This is a genomic window from Stenotrophomonas sp. YJH_SMC_123 (genome assembly GCF_059368215.1).
The window spans coordinates 330,787-346,601 of record NZ_JCAFRM010000001.1 but is presented as its reverse complement, the minus strand read 5'-3'; the positions used below and the strand labels follow the sequence as shown (position 1 = coordinate 346,601).

Sequence of the window (15,815 nt, the reverse complement as noted above, 5' to 3'; positions counted from 1 at the left end):
ATCCTGACCATCCCCACTGCCGTCCCGGAGCCGCCAGGTGACCGAATCGCACGACTTCTTCCTCCCCGGTGGCCCGCAGGGCGTGCTGCTGGTCCACGGCCTGACCGGCACCCCGGCGGAAATGCGCATGCTGGGCAAGGGCCTGAACAACGCCGGCTTCACCGTACACGGCGTGCAGTTGCCCGGCCATTGCGGCACCGTGGATGACCTGCTGGCGACCACCTGGGAACAGTGGTACCAGGGCGTGGAAGATGCAGCGGCGAGCCTGCGTGGCAAGGTCGACCAGTTGTTCGTCGGCGGCCTGTCGATGGGCGCGGTACTGGCGCTGGCGCTGGCTGCACGCCGCCCCGAATGGGTGTCCGGCGTCGGCGTGTATGGCGCCACCTTCCGCTACGACGGCTGGAACATTCCCGCCGTGGCCCGCCTGTCGTTCCTGCTGCCGTGGTTCAAGCGCTTCAACATCGGCCGCGACCGCATGTTCATGGAAGAACCGCCCTATGGCCTGCGTGACGAGCGCCTGCGTGCGCAGGTCAGTGCCGCCATGCTGTCCGGCGACAGCGCCGCGGCCGGCCTGCCGGGCAACCCCTGGCACGCGCTGGCCGAGATGCGCGCCCTGAGCAACTGGACCCGCCGCCACCTGCACCAGGTCACCGCACCGTGCCTGGTGATGCACGCCCGCGAAGACGACGTGGCCAGCATGGGCAACGCCGAACTGGTGATGTCGAGGGTCAGCGGCCCGAAGGAACTGGTGGTGCTGGAAGACAGCTACCACATGATCACGATCGACCGCGAACGCCGCGAGGTGATCCGCCGCAGCGCGCGTTTCTTCACCGAAATCGGTGAACGCAGCGGCGTGCTCAAGGCGGTGGCCTGAGATGGGGGCACTCGCCACGCTGCTGTGGCTGGCCAATGTGGTGCTCGATACCGGTGGCCAGCTCGCCTTCAAGGCCGCCGCCAGCGACCCGCAGGATGGCGAAGGACTGCAACGCTGGAAACACATGCTCAGCCGCCCCTGGCTGTGGATCGGCATCGCCTGCTACGTGCTTGAGTTCGTTGCCTGGATCGCGTTCCTGTCGCTGGTGCCGTTGTCCAAGGGCGTGCTGCTGGGCTCGATCAACATCGTTGCGCTGATGATCGCCGGCCGCATCCTGTTCCGCGAAAAGCTCACGCCATTGCGGGTGACCGGCATGCTGCTGGTCACGGCGGGCGTGGCGGTGGTGGGGGCCGGCTCATGAGGCGCCTGTATGTGATCGGCTTTCCCCTGCTGATGGCCTTCGACACGCTGGCCCAGCTGTGCTTCAAGTACGCCGGTGACGCCGCGCTGCCGGTCGAGGCCAACACCGCGTGGCTGTTGCGCGTGCTGTCGCAGCCGTGGGTGTACGGCGCGGTCCTCGGCTACATCGGCGCGTTCTTCACCTGGATGAGCCTGCTGCGCCATGCGCCGATCGGCCCGGCGTTCGCGGCCTCGCACCTGGAGGTGATCAGTGTGCTGCTGCTGTCGGCCTGGCTGCTGAAAGAGCCGCTCACCCTGCACCACCTTGTCGGTGCGGTACTGATCGTGGCTGGCATCGTCTGCCTCGGCCGCGCCGAAGCGGATGATCCGCACAGCCCCGCCGACAGCACTTCGTGAGCGGGGTGCGATGAGCCTGTTCGCGCGCGAACTGCCGCCGACCGCTGGCCTGCCGATGCAGGCCAGCGACTTCCTTCCCGGCGGCGGCGACCTGCGCGACATCCTGGCCACCCAGCTCGGCACACCGCCGCTGCAGCTGACCTGTTCCGGCACCCACGCGCTGCTGATCGCGCTGCGCACCCTGCGCAAGCGCGCGCCCAAGCGCGATACCGTGATCCTGCCGGCCTATACCTGTCCGCTGGTGCCGATCGCGGTACACAGCCTCGGCCTGCGCGTGCAGCTGTGCGATACCCGGCGTGGCCATTTCGACTTTGATCCGGCACAGCTCTCGCGCCTGGCCGACGCGCGGACGCTGGCGATCCTGCCCACCCACCTCGGCGGGCGCATCGCCGATGTCGAACGGGCCTGCGAGGTCGCACGCGGCGCCGGCGCCTGGGTGATCGAAGATGCCGCACAGGCGCTGGGTGCACGGGTCGGCAACAGCAGCGTGGGCCTGCGTGGCGACATCGGATTCTTCAGCCTGGCCGCCGGCAAGGGGCTGAGCCTGCATGAAGGCGGCCTGCTGGTCAGCCGCGATGACGAGCTGCGCGCCGCGCTGGCCGAACATGCCGCCGAACAGGTACGTTTCAGCCTGCGCTGGGAGCTGCTTCGCAGCGTGCAGCTGCTGGGTCTTGCCGCCTGTTACCGCCCCTCGCTGCTGTCGCTGGTGTACGGCAATCCGCTGCGCAGCGCCCTGCAACGCGGCGATCTGGAAGACGCGGTCGGAGACATTTTCCCGCTGGACATCCCCCAGCACCGGGTCAGCCAGTGGCGGCAGAACGTGGGCGCCCACGCTGCACGGCGGCTGCCTGCGTTCCTGCAGGCCGGGCGCCTGCGCGCACTGCAGCTGCGTGTGCAGCTGGCACAGCTGCCGGCGGTGGAGGTGGTCGATGGCCTGGCCGTCACCGGCGGCACCTGGCCGATGCTGATGCTGCTGCTGCCCAGCCAGCGCGCGCGCGATGCCGCACTGGACGAACTGTGGCCGCGCGGCCTCGGTGCCAGCCGCATGTTCATCCATGCCCTGCCCGACTACGCCTACCTGCGTGGCATCGTGCCGCAGGACGACATGCCGAACGCGCGCGACTTCGCCGCACGCATGCTGACCCTCGGCAACAGCGCCTGGCAGACCCGGGAAGAGACCGCGCAGATCCTGCGGGCGCTGGCCGCTGCGCAGCCCTGAAAGCGCGGTTTTCACGGCATCACGCCCATTCAGCACGCTCGATTCCTGAACACTTTCCCCACCCGGCGGTGCAGGCTTTCAACAGGAAAGGAACGAGAAAGGCTGCCTGCCTACATTGAGCCTGCCCCGGCATCGTGCCGGACGTTTCTTTCATCGACGGACCTGCCCATGCACTGGAGCATCCTGTGTGACTTCGATGGCACCATCAGCCTCGAAGATGTCATCGACTCGCTGCTGGAGAAGTACGGCCAGCCGGGCTGGCAGCAACTGGAAGACCAGTGGAAGGCGGGAAAGATCGGCTCGCGTGAATGCATGCAGGGCCAGGTGCGGCTGCTGAAGCTGGACCCGGCCACGCTCGACGCGCACCTGGACCAGGTGCAGATCGATCCGGGCTTCGCCGCCTTTGTCAGCCGCGCCGAACAGCTGGGCGTGCCGCTGCGCATCGTCAGCGACGGGCTGGACTATGCGATCCACCGCATCCTCGCCAACCACGGCCTGTCGCGACTGCCGGTGGTGGCCAACCACCTGCGCTGGTGCGAAGACCATTGGGAACTGGAGTCGCCCTACCAGGCCGAAGGATGCCGCGGTGGTACCTGCAAGTGCACCTGCGCCGCGCAGGCGCGTGTCGACGAAGCACCACGCGTGCTGATGATCGGCGATGGCAGCTCGGATTTCTGCGTCTCCGAAGATGCCGACTTCGTGTTCGCCAAGCGCCGCCTGATCACCCATTGCACGAAGGCCGGCATCGAGCATGCCGCCATCGATACCTTCCACGATGCAATCGCACTGTTGCCGCGCTTGCTCGATGGCAGCCTGCTGCAGCCACGTCGCCTCGACGCCAGCCCGCAGCCCGCCGCACTGCCCCTGCTGCTGGCCACCGCCTGAGCACTCCCTTCCAGGCGCGCTCCCCCGTCACCCCTTTCGAACGTCCTTCACGGAACCGAACTGCATGAACATTTTTGACAAGAACGCCGACGCGGCTGCCTCCGACGCGCAGCTGCTGGCCGACGAAGCCCGCTACAGCTCCTTCGGCGACACCGTCCACTACGTCGACCCGCCGAAGATCTTCCAGCGCGGCGAAGGAAGCTACATGTTCGACGGTGCGGGCGTGCCCTACCTCGACCTGCAGATGTGGTACTCGGCCTGCAACTTCGGCTACAGCAACAAGCGCCTGAACGACGCGCTGAAGGACCAGATCGACACCCTGCCGCAGGTCGCCAGCCAGTACCTGCACCCGACCCGCGTGCAGCTGGCCAAGACCATTGCCGTGGACATGCACCAGAAGTTCGGCCTCGACGGCCGCGTGCACTTCAACGTCGGCGGCGCGCAGGCCATTGAAGATTCGCTGAAGATCGTGCGCAACGCGCGCGGCGGCAAGAGTCTGATGTTCGCCTTCGAGGGCGGCTACCACGGCCGCACCCTGGGTGCCTCGTCGATCACCTCCAGCTACCGCTACCGCCGCCGCTACGGCCACTTCGGCGAGCGCGCGATGTTCATCCCGTTCCCGTACCCGTTCCGTCGCCCGAAGGGCATGACCCCGGACGAGTATTCCGACCACTGCGTGTGGCAGTTCGAGCGCCTGTTCGAAAGCGAGTACAACGGCGTGTGGGATCCCAAGGTCGGCCAGGCCGAGTACGCCGCGTTCTACGTCGAGCCGATCCAGGGCACCGGCGGCTACGTCATCCCGCCGCGCAACTTCTTCACTGGCCTCAAGCGCGTGCTGGACAAGTACGGCATCCTGATGGTCGTCGATGAAATCCAGATGGGTTTCTGGCGCACCGGCAAGCTGTGGTCGATCGAGCACTTCGGCGTTACCCCGGACGTGCTGGTGTTCGGCAAGGCGCTGACCAACGGCCTGAACCCGCTGTCGGGCCTGTGGGCGCGCGAAGAACTGATCAACCCGACCGTGTTCCCGCCGGGCTCCACCCACTCCACCTTCAACTCCAATCCGCTGGGCACCCGCCTCGGCCTGGAAGTGCTGAAGCTGGGCAAGGAAATGGATTACGAGCGCACCGTGCCGGAGAAGGGCGCGTACTTCCTGGACGGCCTGCGTGGCCTACAGAAGCGTCACCCGGAGATCGGCGACGTCGACGGCCTGGGCCTGGCCCTGCGCGCCGAGATCTGCCAGACCGACGGCTACACCCCCAACAAGGAACTGCTGGACCGCATGGTCGACATCGGCCTGGCCGGTGACCTCCTGCACGACGGCAAGCGCATGGGCCTCGTGCTCGACGTGGGTGGCTGGTACAAGAACGTGATCACCTTCGCGCCGTCGCTGGACATCAGCTACGAAGAGATCGACCTGGCGATCACCCTGCTCGACCAGGCGCTGACCAAGGCCAAGGGCTGAGGTCGATGCGCTGCCGGTTCCCGTGCCGATGGAGATGACGTCACGCGCATCCAGCACCGCGCTGGAACCGGCCGCGCTGCTGGAGGGCTTCCTGGCCCACCCGCCGCTTGGATTCGAGGCAGGCCTGCTTCCCAGCGGCCTGCCGACCTTCCGTGCGCCGCTCGACCTGACCACCACGATGGACGACGACCTGCGCGGCAAGCTGCTTGGCTTGCCGCTGTCGCGCCTGTGGCGGCCCTGGATCACCTGGAAGACCCGCTTCGTCGGTGCCACCAGCACCGAGTACACCCCGTTGCCCGCGCACGTCGCACCAGAGGCATTGGCCGAGGACGTGACGCGTCACGCGATCGGCGATTCCCGGCTGCTGGTGGTCAAGGACCTGGCAATCGATTCGCCGCTGCTGGACGACGCGGCCAATGCACACAGCAGCGCCTTCCTGCAGGCGCTGCTGGCACGCGGCTTCGTCGAACTGGAAGGCATGCCGCTGGCCTGGGTGGCGATCGATTTCGATTCGATCGATGGCTATCTCGGACGCCTGTCGTCCTCGCGCCGCAAGAACATCCGGCGCAAGCTGCGCTCGCGCGATGGCCTGCAGATCGACTGCATCGCCACCGGCGATCCGGCCCTCGCAGACCCGCGACTGCAGGCCGAACTGTACGCGCTGTACCTGGGCGTGTTCGCGCAGAGCGCGGTGCATTTCGACCAGCTCGACCTGCCCTACTTCCAACACCTGCTGGCCGACAGCCAGGGCCAGGGACGGATGTTCCTGTACCGCCACCAGGGTCTGCTGATCGGCTGGAACCTGTGCTACATCCACGCCGGAAAGCTGGTGGACAAGTACATCGGCCTGGCCTACCCGCAATCACGCGAGCACAACCTGTACGCGGTCAGCTGGATGCACAACCTCGAGTACGCGCTGCAGCACGGCCTGAGCCACTACGTGGCCGGCTGGACCGACTCGCGGATCAAGGCCGAGCTGGGCGCCCGCTTCACCTCCACCCGGCACGCGATCCACGCCCGCTCCCCGCTGCTGCGCGCTGCCCTGCGCAAGCTGGCCCCGTACCTGCAGGGCGAACCTGATGGAGGCGGTTGAACGATGTCGTCGCGTTTTCCGCTGATCCTGGACCTGGACGGTGGCGTACTGCCGCTGCCACAGGCGCAGACCCTGGCGCTGCCGCAGTGGCACGATCCGCTGCGCTTCGCCTGCAGCACTTCAACCCTGGACCGTTTCGCCGCTGAAGTGCTGGCACCGCTGCCGGCCCAGCTCGGCACGGTGATGCTCGGCAGTGGCGACTTCCACCACCTCAGCCTGCCGCTGCTGCGTCGCATGCGTGCGCACCAGCCGTTCCAGCTGGTGGTGCTGGACAACCATCCGGACAACATGCGTTTCCCGTTCGGCATGCACTGCGGGTCGTGGGTGAACGCGGCCAGCAAGCTGCCGCAGATCTCGCACATCCATGTGCTCGGCATCACCTCCAGTGACATCGGCCTGGGCCACGCCTGGGAGAACCATTGGCGCCCCCTGATGGGCGGGCGCCTGACTTACTGGTGCATGGATGTGGACGTGGGCTGGGGCCACCGCCTCGGCAGCGGCCGTGCATTCCGACGGTTCGAGCACCCGGAGGCACTGGTTGCCGCGTTCGCCGCCGAGCAGGCCAAGTCGCCGCAACCGACCTACCTGTCGATCGACAAGGATGTGTTCGCCGAGGACGTCGCCCGCAGCAACTGGGACCAGGGCCGCTTCCAGCTGGAACACGCACTGGTGGTGATCGAAGCGCTGCGCGCCGGCGGCCTGGTCGGCAGCGACATCACCGGCGAAGTGTCGCTGGCCAACTACCAGAGCCGCTTCAAGCGCTGGCTGTCGTCGCTGGATGGCCAACCTGACGTCAGCGCCGAGGATCTGCCGGTGTGGCAGGCACGGCACCAGCAGGTGAATCGCGAACTGCTGGCGGCGATGGCCGCCGTGCCGACCGCCTGCTGACCGCGCCGGTCGTGCCGGCCGCTGGCCGGCGTGGCTTCGGTCGTGCCGGCCGCTGGCCGGCGTGGCTTCGGTCGTGCCGGCCGCTGGCCGGCGTGGCTTCGGTCGTGCCGGCCGCTGGCCGGCAACCTCATCGTTCCCAGGCTCGCCGGGATGCCGGCCAGCGGCCGGCACTACACTGGACTCCCGCCCCGGAGCCTCGCGATGCCCCAGACCGTCATCCCGCAACTGCGCATGCGCCATGCCGACACCACCCTGCCGTTCTACGTGCAGGGGCTGGGTTTCGTGGTCGACTGGGAACACCGCTTCGAACCCGGCTTCCCGCTGTTCGCCCAGCTCACCCGCGACGGCCAGACGATCTTCCTCACCGAACACAGCGGCGACTGCGAGGTCGGCGGCGCGGTGTACTTCATCGTTGAAGACGTCGACGCCCTGCACCGCGCCTTCAGTGCCGCCAACGTACCGATCGAGCAGCCACCGCACGACACCGGATGGGGCAGCCGCGAGATGCTCCTGCGTGACCCGGACGGCAACCGACTGCGCTTTGCCACCCACGTGGACTGAACGATGCGGGCTTGAGGCGGATATACGGAACATATATGCTTCATATATCCATTCCGCCAGGACCGCCCATGGGCATCGTCAACATCGATGACACCCTGCACGACCAGCTGCGCCGTGCCTGCACCGTCTCCAGCCGTTCGATCAACGCCCAGGCCACCTTCTGGATCCGGGTCGGCATGCTGTGCGAGATGAACCCCACGCTGAGCTTCCAGGACATCGTCGCCAGCGAACTGCGGGCAGCCGGGGTGCAGCCGCAGGCGCTGGCGCCCGGGCGGGCCTGACATGACGATGATCAAGCAGCCGCACGAAATCGCGTTGCTGGCCGAATCCGGGCGCCTGCTGGCGCAGGTATTCGCCGCGCTCGACCAGCTGCCGCTGCAGGGACGCAGCACGATGGAGATCAACGACTTCGTCGAGCGCATGATCGTCGATGAGCTGCAGGCGCGGCCGGCCAGCAAGGGCCAGTACGGCTTCCCGTATGTGCTCAACACCTCGATCGACAACGTGGTCTGCCACGGCGTTCCCAGCACCACCGACGTGCTGCGCAACGGCCAGATCGTCAACCTCGACATCACCCTGGAGAAGAACGGCTACATCGCCGACTCCAGCACCACCTACCTGGTCGGTGAGGTCGACTACGCCGCGCGCAGGCTGGTGCAGGCCACCTACCAGGCGATGTGGAAAGGCATCGCTGCGGTGCGCCCGGGAGCGCGCCTGGGCGATATCGGCCACGCCATCGCCCGCCACGCGCGCAGCCACGGCTACAGCGTGGTGAAGGAATACTGCGGCCATGGCATCGGCCAGCAGATGCACGAGGAACCGCAGATCCTGCATTACGACCATCCCAACACCGGCATGGTGCTGGAAGAAGGCATGGTGTTCACCATCGAGCCGATGCTCAACCAGGGCAAGCCGGCCATCCGTCAGCAGCCGGACCAATGGCCGGTCTACACCCGCGACGGCAAGCTGTCGGCGCAGTTCGAGCACACCGTGGCGGTCACCCGCAGCGGCGTGCGCGTGCTGACCCTGCGCCCCGGCGAAACCCCGCAGTGCGCGGTGGACGCGGCCTAGAGCGGGCGCAACAGCAGCAGCGTGGCGAGGCAGGACATGAAGACCGCCACGGCGGCATCCAGCACCCGCCAGGCGCCCGGCCTGCGGAACACCGGCTGCAACAGGCGCGCGCCATAGCCCAGCGTGCAGAACCAGGCCACGCTGGCGGCGCAGGCACCGGCGGCGAACGCCCAGCGCAGGTCACCGGGGTAGCGCGTGGACAGACTGCCCAGCAGCACCACCGTATCCAGATAGACGTGCGGGTTGAGCAGCGTGAACGCCAGGCAGGTCAGCAGTACCTGCCGTCCGCTGCCGCCCTGCGCCTCGGCGGCGGCCAGGGCACTGCCACCGCGCCACGCGCGTAGCCCCGCCCGCAGGCCATACCAGAACAGGAAGGCCGCACCACCGAAGCGCAGCACCTGCAGCAGCAGCGGCCACTGCAGCACCAGCGCGCCCATGCCGCCAACGCCAGCAAGGATCAGCGCGATATCCGCGCCGGCGCAGGCCAGCACTACCGTCCCCACATTGCGCTGCTGCAGGCCCTGGCGCAGCACGAAGGCATTCTGCGCGCCGATGGCGATGATCAGGCCGGCACCTGCGAACAGGCCGGCGGCGGTAGCGGCAATCCACATCGGGACAGGCCAGGCAGCGAGGGGACGCGCAGGGTGCGGCCAACAGCCTTGATTAGACAAACTGATTTTTCTTTATCCTGTGCAGGAAAACTGAAGAGGCACCGGCATGGACCTGGTACACCCGCAACTGGCCGCGTTTGCCGCGGTGCTGGAGGAAGGCAGCTTCGAGGCTGCGGCACGCCGCCTGTCGATCAGCCCGTCAGCACTGTCGCAGCGGATCAAGGCCCTGGAGGACAGGCTCGGGCAGGTACTGGTGGTGCGCCAGGCACCCTGCCGGCCGACCGCCGCGGGTGAAGCGCTGCTGCGCCGGGTGCGACCGATGCAGGCGCTGGAGGCCGAGGCATTGGCCGAGCTGCTACCCGAGCGTGGCAGCGACGCTGCGCGCACGCCGATCCCCCTGGCGGTCAACGATGACTCGCTTGATACCTGGTTCGTACCGGCCATCGCCGACCTGCACCAGCGCCACGGCTATCTGTTCGACCTGCGCATGGACGACCAGGACCACACCCTGCAGCTGCTGCGCGATGGCAGCGTGCTCGGCGCGGTCACCGCCGAAAGCCAACCGGTGAAGGGATGCAACGTGCACCCGCTCGGCGCGATGCGCTACCACGCCATCGCCTCGCCCGGCTTCGCCCGCCAGTACTTCCGCGATGGCATGCAGGCCGCAACCCTGGCGCACGCACCGATGCTGGTGTTCAACCGCAAAGATGAACTGCAGTGGCGCTTCGTGCGGCGCCTGACCCGCGCGCGGCTGCAGCCGCCGCTACACTACCTGCCCTCCTCCACCGGTTTCGTCGAAGCCGCCGCGTGCGGACTCGGCTGGGGCATGGCTCCGGAAACCCTGGTCGCGCCCGCCGTGCGCGCCGGCCGCGTGGTGGTACTGGAACCCCGCCGCTGGCTCGATGTGCCGCTGTACTGGCAGCATGCCGCCGTGCGCTCAAGCACGCTGCAGCACATCACCCAGGCGCTGCGCACTGCGGCCAGAGGCACCCTTCGTTGAGGACAAACCGATGATCGCAGACCCGGGCTTCACGCTGCACGCACTACCGTTTGCGCACTTCTTCACTACTGGGACGGCATGGGCGTGATCGGCCGACGTACAAGGATGCACCGCGCGAAGGCCGCGCTGGCGCTGGCAGCCTGCCTGCCATTCGCTGCCGCCGCGCAGCCCACCAGCAACGCACCGGCATTGGACTGGGAACAGGCACGGCAACGCCTGGAGCAGGTCTCCGATGCGTTGGCCGCTGCCGACGCCGCCGTGCGCAACAAGCAGGACCTGCAGGACGCGACCCGCCTGCTGCGCCTGCCGGAGATCACCGGCGAAGTGCGCCGGCTGCAGTTCCAGAAGACGCTCACCCTGCCCCTGGGTTCGCTGGCTCCGGTGGCCGAGGCCTTTGGCATCGACTCGCCGCTGTCGTTCACCGAACGCGACTGGCGTACCCGCCCGGTGGTGACTGCAGTACTGCCGCTGTACACCGGCGGCGTGATTCCGGCCGCGCAACGTGCGGCCAGTGCCGCCCACGAACAGGCCAGCGCCGAGCGCGAAGCACAACGCCAATCGCTGACCGTGCAGCTGGCCCAGGCCTATTTCGGCCAGCGCCTGGCCGAGCAGGCGGTGGACGTGCGCCGCGATGTGCGCGATGGCCTCAACCGCCACCTGTCCGACGCAGAGAAGCTGGAACGCGAGGGCTTCGCCACCCGCGCGCAGCGCCTGCAGGCCACCGTGGCCCGCGACAAGGCCGAGCGCGAATACCAGAAGACGGTGAACGACCTGGCCACGCTGAAGGCCGCACTGGCCACGCTGCTGCGCAGTGGCGGCGAGGTGCAGCCGGTGTCGCCGCTGTTCGTGCAGCGCGTGCCACTGGAACCGGTGGCCAGCTTCGAACGCACCGCGCAGGCGCGGCAGCCGCAGATCGCGCGCCTGCGGGCGATGGTGGCGCAGGCCGAACAGGGCGTGCGCGTGCAGCAGGCCAAGCTGAAACCACAGATCTTCGCCTTCGGCCAGTACGACTTCCGTCGCCGCGACGAGATGCTGACCGATCCGGACTGGGCGTTCGGCATCGGCCTGAAGTACACCTTCCTGTCGCCGAACTCGCGGCCGGCGCAGATCAGCGCCGCGCGTGCGCAGCAGGACCAGGCCGAAGCGGGCCTGCGCGAGGCCGAGAACCAGGTCGCGCTGGGTGTGCGCAAGGCCTGGAACGAGCTGGAAACCGCACGCCAGCAGTACGTGCTGCTCGACAGCAGCATCGCCCAGGCACAGGAAAACCTGCGCCTGCAGGAGCTGGCGTTCCGCGAAGGCCAGGCGACTTCGCTGGATGTGATCGACGCGCGGCTCGGCCTGGGCGGCGCCCGCGTCGAGCGCGCACAGGCCGCCTACCAATACGATATTGCGCTGGCACAGTTGCTGGAGATCAGTGGACAGATGGACCGTTTCGAAGAGTTCCGGCGGCGGGCGGACGAGGTGATCGACCATGAGTGATGTGCTGCACGACGATGCGACGACGCCCCCGGGCAAGCGCCGGTTGGGACCGATCCTGGCAGTGGTGCTGCTGGTCGTGGTGGTGCTCGGCCTGTGGCTGGCCTGGCGCAGCCCGGCCGACCAGATCCAGGGCATGGCCGATGCGGACACGATCAACGTGGCCGCCAAGATCACCGCGCGCGTGGCCGAACTGAAGGTGCGCGAGGGCGACCGCGTGCAGGCCGGGCAGGTGCTGTTCCTGCTCGACAGCCCCGAAGTGGCCGCCAAGGAACAGCAGGCGCACGGCGCTTTGGCCGCCGCACAGGCAGTGGCCGACAAGGCCGACGAAGGCGCACGCAGCGAAGACATCCGCGCCGCCGAAGCGAACTGGAAGCGGGCCGAAGCCGGTGCGACGCTGGCTGAAGCCACTTACCAGCGCGTGCAGAACCTGTTCAACGAAGGGGTGATGACCCGGCAGAAGCGTGATGAAGCGCATGCCCAGGCCACCAGTTCCCGTGAGCTGGCCCGTGCCGCGCGCGCGCAGTACGACATGGCCCTGGCCGGCGCGCGCGAGCAGGACAAGCGTGCCGCGCAGGGCCAGGTGCAACAGGCACAGGGCGCGGTGGCCGAAGTCAACGCCGCGCGTGTCGAAGTGGAAGGGCGCGCGCCGGTGGCCGGCGAAATCAACAAGCGCATGGCCGACCCGGGCGAGCTGGTGCCGGCCGGCTACCCGGTGTTCACCCTGGTCGACATCGACCGCATGTGGGTCGCCATGAACCTGCGCGAATCGCAGATGCAGGGCCTGAAGGTCGGCAGCAAGCTGCAGGGCAGCGTGCCGGCGCTCAGCCTGGATGGCGAATTCGAGGTCTACTTCATCAATCCGGCCGGCGACTATGCAACCTGGCGTACCACCCGCCAGTCGTCCGGCTACGACGTCCGCAGCTTCGAGGTGCGGGTGCGCCCGGTACGCCGCATCGAGGGCTTCCGCCCCGGCATGAGCGTGCTGTTCGCATGGCCCCAGCACTGAGCCCCGGCCGCGGCGGCTTCGCCGCCAGCTGGCGGCGCGAGCTGCAGTCGCTGCGCAGCAACCGCGCCGACCTGATGCTGGTCACCCTGCTGCCGCTGCTGATGCTGGCGGTGATGGCATGGATGTTCACGCCCTCGGTGATGCGCGATATCCCGATCGCGGTGGTCGACCTCGACCACAGCAGTGACAGCCGCCTGCTGCTGCGCATGCTCGACGCCAGTCCCGGCGTGCGCGTCGCCAGCCAGCCGGTGGACCTGGAAGACGCACGTTCGCAGCTGCGTCGGCTGGATGTGTTCGCCATCGTACTGGTGCCGCGCGATGTCACCCGGCAGGCGTTGCGTGGACGCCAGGGCACGGTGTTCGCCTATTACAACGCCACCTACATGACCACCGGCCAGTCCGCGTCGCGCGATATCGGCGACGCGGTCTCGGCCTGGAACGCGCGCCTGCTGCGCGAGCGCATCGGCCTGCAGGTCGGCCCGGGCAAGCTGCGCGCGGCACCCATCGCGGTGCAGTCGGACATTCTGTACAACCCGGCACGCAGCTACGAGCTGTTCCTGCTGCCGTTGATCTTCCCGGCGGTATTGTCGCTGGTACTGGCACTTGCAGTGGCCGGCAGCCTTGGCCGCGAGATCCGCGACGGCACCCTGCCCGCCTCGTTGGGCCGCACGCCATGGCCGGCGATTGCCGGCAAGGTCGCGCCATACATCCTGCTGTTCTCGCTGTATGGCGCGCTCGGCATCGGTTACCTGGCCTGGCTGCGCGGTGACGGCGTGGCCGGCAGCGTGCTCCTGCTGCTGCTCGCACAGCCACTGTTCTACCTGGCCACGGCCGCCTACGCGTTGTTCTTCGTCGGCGTCACCCGCGACATGGGTACCGCGCTGTCCGCAGTCGGCCTCAGCATCGGCACCGCGTTGGCCTTCTCCAGCGCCACCTTCCCGGTCCTCGACGGTCCCTTGTTCACCCGCGTCTGGCATCAGCTGCTGCCCCTCAGCGCCTACATCAAGCTGCAGACCCAGCAGCAGTTCATCGGTTCACCGCTGCAGGTTTCGGCGTGGCCGCTGGCCACATTGCTGCTGATGGCGGTGGTGGCAGGAGGCGTCGGCGGCCTGCGCCTGATCGCCTTTGCGCGCACACCTGCCGCCGCACAACCCGCAGGGGCCGACGCATGAGCGCACTCTGGCGCAGCCTGCGGCAGACCCTGATGGCAGTGCTCTGCGACCGCTACGCGATCGTGGTGATGGTCGGGGCGGTGATCCTGTACTCGTTCTTCTATCCAGCCGCCTACCGGCACCAGGTGGCCGGCAACCTGCCGGTGCTGGTGGTGGACGAAGACCACAGCGCGACCAGCCGCGAGCTGCTGCGAAAGCTCGACGCACTGCGCGTTGCGCGCGTGGTCGGTCAACCCGCGGACGTCGACAGCGCGCGCCAGCAGCTGGAAGCCGGCCATGCCGAGGGGATCGTCGTGATCCCCGCCAATCTGGAGCGCGACATCCTGCGCGGCCACCCGGCCAAGCTGGTACTGCTTGGCAACGGTGCCTACCTGGGCCGCGCCAGCTGGGTGCTGGGCAGCGTGGCTGACGCGCTGGGTGCATTCGGGCGTGATGCCGTGGTCGGCCAGGCCGCCTTCATGGGCGCACCGCAGGCACCGCCGGTCACGCTTGTGCAGCGCCCCCTGTACAACACGCAGGAAGGTTATGGCAGCGCCATCGTTCCCGGCGTGGCCGAGCTGATCGTGCACCAGACGCTGATGATGGGCATCGGCGTCCTGCTCGGCGGCCGCCGCCTCGCGCTCGGCCGGCGCCTGCGCTTCGACCTGCCGACCCTGGCCGGCATGGCACTGGGCTTCGGCCTGATCGGCCTGTTCGGTCTGTTCTGGTATGCCGGGTTCACTGCCTGGGTGCAGGACTATCCACGCGGAGGCAACCCGCTGGGCCAGCTGCTGGGTGGCACGCTGTTCATCGCGGCGACGGTGGCCTTCGGCCTGTTCGTCGGCAGCTTCTTCCGCACCCGCGAACGCGCCTTCCAGTACATCATCGCCACCTCGATCCCGCTGTTCTTCCTCGCCAACCTGTCGTGGCCCTCGGTGATGACGCCACAACCGCTGGTCTGGCTGGCGCAGCTGCTGCCGACCACCTCCGGCATCAACCTGATGGTGCGCCTGAACCAGATGGACGCCAGCCTGGCCGAAGTCTGCCACGAACTGATCACCCTCACCGTCCTGCTGCTGCTCTACGGCAGCCTCGCCACCTGGCGCCTCCTCGCAAAAAAGGGGACGGAGGGGATTAAGTCGTAAGCGGCCGGTTTGGGGGATTGCGACTTAATCCCCTCCGTCCCCTTTTCCTGCAATGAAGAACGCCGGCGCGAGGCCGGCGTTCGAGTACTGCGATGTGGAAGGGGAAAAACGGGGGCCGTCGGCGATCGATCAGCGATAGACGCGTTCGCAGCGGCGCTCGACCACGCGGTCGCCATTCTTCTGCTGGCTGTTGCCCTGGATCTGGCGGCCCGCCGCACCACCGGCAACAGCACCGGCCACGGTAGCGAGCTTCTTGCCATTGCCGCCGCCCACCTGGTTGCCCAGCAGGCCGCCGATCACCGCACCAGTGGCCGTACCGGCGATGCGGTTCGGATCGCGCGAGTTGCGCTGCACTTCCACGTTCTTGCAGACCACGCGGCTGCCATCGTTGAATCGGCGTCCTTCATCACGCGGACCATAGGTCTGCGCGCCGGCCACCGACGAAGCCGCCAGCAGGGTGCCCAGCACAAGCAATCGGGTCGAGGTCTTCATGGCCATCTCCTAGGTTCCGGTATGGCGCAAGTGTCCTCCCGCGGCTGGCAACCGGAAGTGAAATGCGCGTGTCCGCGGCCTCATCGGCCATCGCGCGTTCAGGAAGAAAATCCGCGCCC

At 68.0% G+C, this 15,815-nt stretch carries 18 protein-coding genes; 16 read left to right on the top strand and 2 right to left on the bottom strand.

Going from position 1 to position 15,815, the window contains the following annotated elements:
- The first annotated feature begins 37 nt into the window (after positions 1-37).
- From AC5P5W_RS01615 to map, 11 genes are all read left to right on the top strand, one after another.
- On the top strand, positions 38-874 hold the full coding sequence (locus tag AC5P5W_RS01615; protein WP_014646431.1) for an alpha/beta hydrolase: 837 nt from the start codon (positions 38-40) through the stop codon (positions 872-874).
- Between the two features lies 1 nt (position 875).
- Positions 876-1,235 (top strand): EamA family transporter, encoded by a 360-nt coding sequence (locus AC5P5W_RS01610; protein ID WP_014646430.1) that lies wholly within the window; start codon positions 876-878, stop codon positions 1,233-1,235.
- Positions 1,232-1,630 (top strand): DMT family transporter, encoded by a 399-nt coding sequence (locus AC5P5W_RS01605; RefSeq protein WP_032958031.1) that lies wholly within the window; start codon positions 1,232-1,234, stop codon positions 1,628-1,630. Before AC5P5W_RS01610 ends, AC5P5W_RS01605 begins: the two co-directional genes overlap by 4 nt.
- 10 nt (positions 1,631-1,640) lie before the next feature.
- Positions 1,641-2,849 (top strand): DegT/DnrJ/EryC1/StrS family aminotransferase, encoded by a 1,209-nt coding sequence (locus AC5P5W_RS01600; RefSeq protein WP_495220789.1) that lies wholly within the window; start codon positions 1,641-1,643, stop codon positions 2,847-2,849.
- A gap of 168 nt (positions 2,850-3,017) precedes the next feature.
- The gene (locus AC5P5W_RS01595; protein WP_197575561.1) at positions 3,018-3,734 is read left to right on the top strand and encodes an MtnX-like HAD-IB family phosphatase; all 717 of its coding nucleotides are present in this window, start codon (positions 3,018-3,020) and stop codon (positions 3,732-3,734) included.
- Between the two features lie 64 nt (positions 3,735-3,798).
- Positions 3,799-5,199, top strand: a complete 1,401-nt coding sequence (locus AC5P5W_RS01590; protein WP_014646426.1) for an aspartate aminotransferase family protein — start codon at positions 3,799-3,801, stop codon at positions 5,197-5,199.
- Between the two features lie 28 nt (positions 5,200-5,227).
- Positions 5,228-6,292 carry a GNAT family N-acetyltransferase gene (locus AC5P5W_RS01585; RefSeq protein ID WP_053494653.1) on the top strand — a complete coding sequence of 355 codons (1,065 nt, stop codon included), beginning with the start codon at positions 5,228-5,230 and terminating at the stop codon, positions 6,290-6,292.
- Positions 6,293-6,295: 3 nt separating this feature from the next.
- Positions 6,296-7,180 (top strand): arginase family protein, encoded by an 885-nt coding sequence (locus AC5P5W_RS01580; RefSeq protein WP_032958040.1) that lies wholly within the window; start codon positions 6,296-6,298, stop codon positions 7,178-7,180.
- A gap of 201 nt (positions 7,181-7,381) precedes the next feature.
- Positions 7,382-7,741 (top strand): bleomycin resistance protein, encoded by a 360-nt coding sequence (locus AC5P5W_RS01575; RefSeq protein WP_014646423.1) that lies wholly within the window; start codon positions 7,382-7,384, stop codon positions 7,739-7,741.
- Between the two features lie 68 nt (positions 7,742-7,809).
- A complete protein-coding gene (locus AC5P5W_RS01570) occupies positions 7,810-8,022 on the top strand; it encodes a ParD-like family protein (protein ID WP_014646422.1) in 213 nt (70 codons plus the stop codon).
- A gap of 7 nt (positions 8,023-8,029) precedes the next feature.
- Positions 8,030-8,812: a type I methionyl aminopeptidase gene (gene map / locus AC5P5W_RS01565; protein ID WP_197574696.1), complete on the top strand. Its 783-nt coding sequence runs from the start codon at positions 8,030-8,032 to the stop codon at positions 8,810-8,812.
- Here the strand turns inward: map and AC5P5W_RS01560 are convergent.
- Positions 8,809-9,423 carry a LysE/ArgO family amino acid transporter gene (locus AC5P5W_RS01560; RefSeq protein WP_014646420.1) on the bottom strand — a complete coding sequence of 205 codons (615 nt, stop codon included), beginning with the start codon at positions 9,421-9,423 and terminating at the stop codon, positions 8,809-8,811. The genes map and AC5P5W_RS01560 overlap by 4 nt on opposite strands.
- Positions 9,424-9,529: 106 nt before the next feature.
- On the opposite strand from AC5P5W_RS01560, the gene AC5P5W_RS01555 reads away from it, so the two are divergent.
- The 5 genes from AC5P5W_RS01555 to AC5P5W_RS01535 all read left to right on the top strand — a co-directional run bounded on the left by AC5P5W_RS01555 (position 9,530) and on the right by AC5P5W_RS01535 (position 15,204).
- Positions 9,530-10,423 (top strand): LysR family transcriptional regulator ArgP, encoded by an 894-nt coding sequence (locus AC5P5W_RS01555; protein WP_046429615.1) that lies wholly within the window; start codon positions 9,530-9,532, stop codon positions 10,421-10,423.
- Between the two features lie 78 nt (positions 10,424-10,501).
- Complete coding sequence (locus AC5P5W_RS01550) at positions 10,502-11,902, top strand: TolC family protein (RefSeq protein WP_014646418.1); 1,401 nt, start codon at positions 10,502-10,504, stop codon at positions 11,900-11,902.
- On the top strand, positions 11,895-12,908 hold the full coding sequence (locus AC5P5W_RS01545; protein WP_197574693.1) for an HlyD family secretion protein: 1,014 nt from the start codon (positions 11,895-11,897) through the stop codon (positions 12,906-12,908). The genes AC5P5W_RS01550 and AC5P5W_RS01545 overlap by 8 nt, the downstream gene beginning before the upstream one ends.
- Entirely contained in the window at positions 12,893-14,080 is a 1,188-nt protein-coding gene (locus tag AC5P5W_RS01540) for an ABC transporter permease (RefSeq protein ID WP_197574692.1), read from the top strand. Before AC5P5W_RS01545 ends, AC5P5W_RS01540 begins: the two co-directional genes overlap by 16 nt.
- Positions 14,077-15,204 carry an ABC transporter permease gene (locus AC5P5W_RS01535; protein WP_197574691.1) on the top strand — a complete coding sequence of 376 codons (1,128 nt, stop codon included), beginning with the start codon at positions 14,077-14,079 and terminating at the stop codon, positions 15,202-15,204. The genes AC5P5W_RS01540 and AC5P5W_RS01535 overlap by 4 nt, the downstream gene beginning before the upstream one ends.
- A gap of 129 nt (positions 15,205-15,333) precedes the next feature.
- Here the strand turns inward: AC5P5W_RS01535 and AC5P5W_RS01530 are convergent, their stop codons facing one another.
- Entirely contained in the window at positions 15,334-15,702 is a 369-nt protein-coding gene (locus AC5P5W_RS01530; RefSeq protein ID WP_014646414.1) for a glycine zipper 2TM domain-containing protein, read from the bottom strand.
- Between the last annotated feature and the right edge of the window lie 113 nt (positions 15,703-15,815).